This is a genomic window from Synechococcus sp. R55.7, assembly GCF_047461955.1.
Lineage (GTDB): Bacteria > Cyanobacteriota > Cyanobacteriia > Thermostichales > Thermostichaceae > Thermostichus.
Genome location: NZ_JANSIC010000274.1, coordinates 1 through 2,955, shown reverse-complemented (window position 1 = coordinate 2,955; position 2,955 = coordinate 1). Strand labels below are relative to the sequence as shown.

General features: G+C 61.2%; 2 protein-coding genes. One reads left to right on the top strand and one right to left on the bottom strand.

The genetic code is table 11. The features are described 5' to 3' along the window. The coding region (locus NW820_RS11600; RefSeq protein WP_414407556.1) for an acetyl-CoA carboxylase carboxyltransferase subunit alpha at positions 1-906 on the top strand (906 nt) is incomplete at its 5' end. A 295-nt stretch (positions 907-1,201) separates the two neighbouring features. Here NW820_RS11600 and NW820_RS11595 read toward each other — a convergent pair. Next, positions 1,202-2,955 (bottom strand): phospholipase D-like domain-containing protein (locus NW820_RS11595; protein WP_414407555.1); only part of this gene is annotated, 1,754 nt, incomplete at its 5' end.

The window sequence follows — 2,955 nt, the reverse complement described above, 5'->3', positions numbered from 1 at the left end:
GAAATTCGGGCCTTGGCAGAAGAAAACGACATCGATGCTTCTGAGCAGATTCGCCAATTGGAAGCCAAAGCCGAAGAGCTGCGCCGCGAGATCTTCAGCCAGCTCACGCCGGTAGAACGGCTCCAGGTGGCCCGTCACCCCCGCCGCCCCACCACCCTGGATTACGTACAGACCATCTGTGACGACTGGTTTGAGCTGCACGGGGATCGCCACGGCCAGGACGATCCAGCCATTGTGGGCGGGTTGGCCAAGCTGGGGGAGCAGCCGGTGATGATCCTCGGCCACCAAAAGGGTCGCGACACCAAAGACAACATCCACCGCAACTTTGGGATGCCCAATCCCGCCGGCTACCGCAAAGCCCTGCGGCTGATGGAACATGCCCACCGCTTCGGCCTGCCCCTTTTGACCTTTATCGACACGCCGGGAGCCTACCCAGGGGTTAAAGCCGAGGCGGAGGGTCAGGGGGAGGCCATTGCCACCAACCTGCAGACCCTGTTTCGGTTGGAGATCCCCATCATCTGCACCGTCATCGGCGAAGGGGGATCCGGAGGAGCATTGGCCATTGGCATTGGCAACCGCATCTTGATGTTTGAGCACGCCGTCTACTCCGTGATCTCGCCGGAAGGCTGCGCGGCTATTCTCTGGAAAGACGCCAAAAAAGCTCCCCAAGCGGCGGCAGCCCTGCGCATTACCGCCCAAGACCTGCTGCAACTGGAGGTGATCGACGAGATCCTGCCAGAGCCGGTTGGCGGCGCCCACCGCGCGCCCTTGGAAGCTGCTCAAACCCTCAAAGAGGCTCTTCTCAGGCATCTCAAGGAACTTTCTAGCCTGAGCGGGCGAGAATTGCGCGAGGAGCGCTACCAAAAGTTTCGCCGCATGGGAGCGTTTCTGGAGCTTTCTGAATAGACTTATGCATCCCTGATTTATAGTCGTTTCAGATTAGGGTGAGACACCTGGGCCATTGATCGCGCCAGCGGGACGGAGTCCTTGAAAAGCCTTTTGGCCCCCTGCATTATTGCTCTGCAACGCCGATGCGACCAACATTTTAGGCGTGGGTGCAGTGTCCTGGTTTGAACTGAAATGACTATATTTGGGGTTTAATTTGGGGTTTATTCGAGGGGAGAGGCCCTTTAGGAGCTGCTCTGGGATGAACTTCCGAAAGCACTCCGCGCCCTCAACCTGACCAAGAGGGGGCTAACTCCTACCAGGTTACCCGATCCCGCAGCTGCTCAATCCGGGCTGGGCCAATGCCATTGACCCGTTGCAGATCCTCCAAAGAGGAGAAGGGGCGGGCCTCGATAATGCGCTGCGCCAGGGCGGGGCCAATGCCGGGCAACTGTTCCAGCTCCGCCGCCGTGGCCGTATTCAGGTTAACGCGAGGGGATCCCCCAGGAGACGCCACCGGAAAAGCAACCGACGGGGAAGGGGATCCCGCCTCAGGAGGAAGAACGACCTCGACTTCCAGCAGCTCCGGCTCCGGTTCAGGCAAGGAAGCGGCAACGGGGACGGGGTTGGGGCAGCGACGGGACGCCTCTTCTGCCTGCTGTTGCAAGCGGCGGCTGGGGCCAAAACGGGCCTCGGCCATCAGCCGGTCGAACTCCCGCACAAAGTGATCCACCACTCGGCTATTGCGGATGATCAGGAGGTTTTCATCGTTGACGTGATTGGCGGCCATCGACCAGTTGTGGGATCCGGTGATCACCGTGGCCTGAGGAGTGCCGGGATCGATGATGGCAAACCTATGGTGCAGCTTATCGCCGGGGGCGAGGTTGGGTATGCCTACAGACTGGGCCGGCAGCGTCCAGGGCAGGCGCGCCGCCTCCACCTGGCACTTTTCGTCGGGGAGCAACAGCCCCCACATCTCCAGGGTGCGGCTGTAGTCGCGGAAGGCAAAACCAGGGTCGAACACCCCGCGGATCTCCACGTTACGCTCCTGGCGCAGTTGCCTGAGTTGGTTGGCAATGCCCGGATCCGTAAAGACGAACAGAGCCAGATCCACCTGTCGCCGGGCTTGGGCCAGGGTGGCGGCAATGATGCCGTTGGAGGTGGCTTCGTAGGGCAAGGAGCGGCTGGCAGGAGAAAAGTGAACCCCCACAATGGCATCGCCAAGGTACACCGTTTCCAGGGGACGCTTGAGCTTCTGCACGCCGAAGCGGCTATCGGTCAAGCCACCGGGGCCATCGCCCCACATGAGATCGAATTCCTCGGTGTAGAGGCGGGCCAGCTCGGGGCTATCCAGCAGCAGCAGGTGATTGGCATTGCCGACGCTGTCGGGGGCATCAAAGTCCCCGTGAATATCAGAGAGCGTGAAATTGGCCGATCCGGTCAAGACTTTCTGCCCGTCGATCACCACAAATTTGTGGTGCATCAGGCCGCTGCCCTTGGAGCCATCGGCGGTATCGTCCAGCCAGGGCACCTGGCCTCCATCCAGCAAGGCGTACACATCTCGGCTGGCAATCTCCTCGGGAGAAAACCGTCCATCGCGGTTCACATCCACCAGGTTGCGGTACTCCTCGAACTTGCGACGGCTGCGCTCGTCCAGCGCCCGCACTTCGGCAGGGGTGAGCTGGTGCCAGGCTCGCACGTAGGTGTTTTCAGTAATAAAACGCACAGGGATCCCCGCCTGCCGCCGCTCCACCAGAGCCTGGGCAATCAGGGGTAGGTTCAGCTCCTGCACGGCAATATCCACCGACTGACGAGCGGAGCGAATCTGGGAAATGATCAACTCTTCCAGGTTGTAGCCATAGCGGCGGATCTGGCGGTAGGGATCCCGATAGGTGCTCTCGCGGCTTTGGTTGAACACCACCCGGATGCGGGGGTGCTGCGGCAGAGGGGCCAGGGTGGGCAGCTCCAGCTCTTGGGGGTAGGGTCTGGGCCGAGGACCCACCCAGTAGCCGATCAAGACCAGAATGAGAAGCAGAGCAGCCCAGGGCAGCCAGCGGCGGAGTTGCCGCA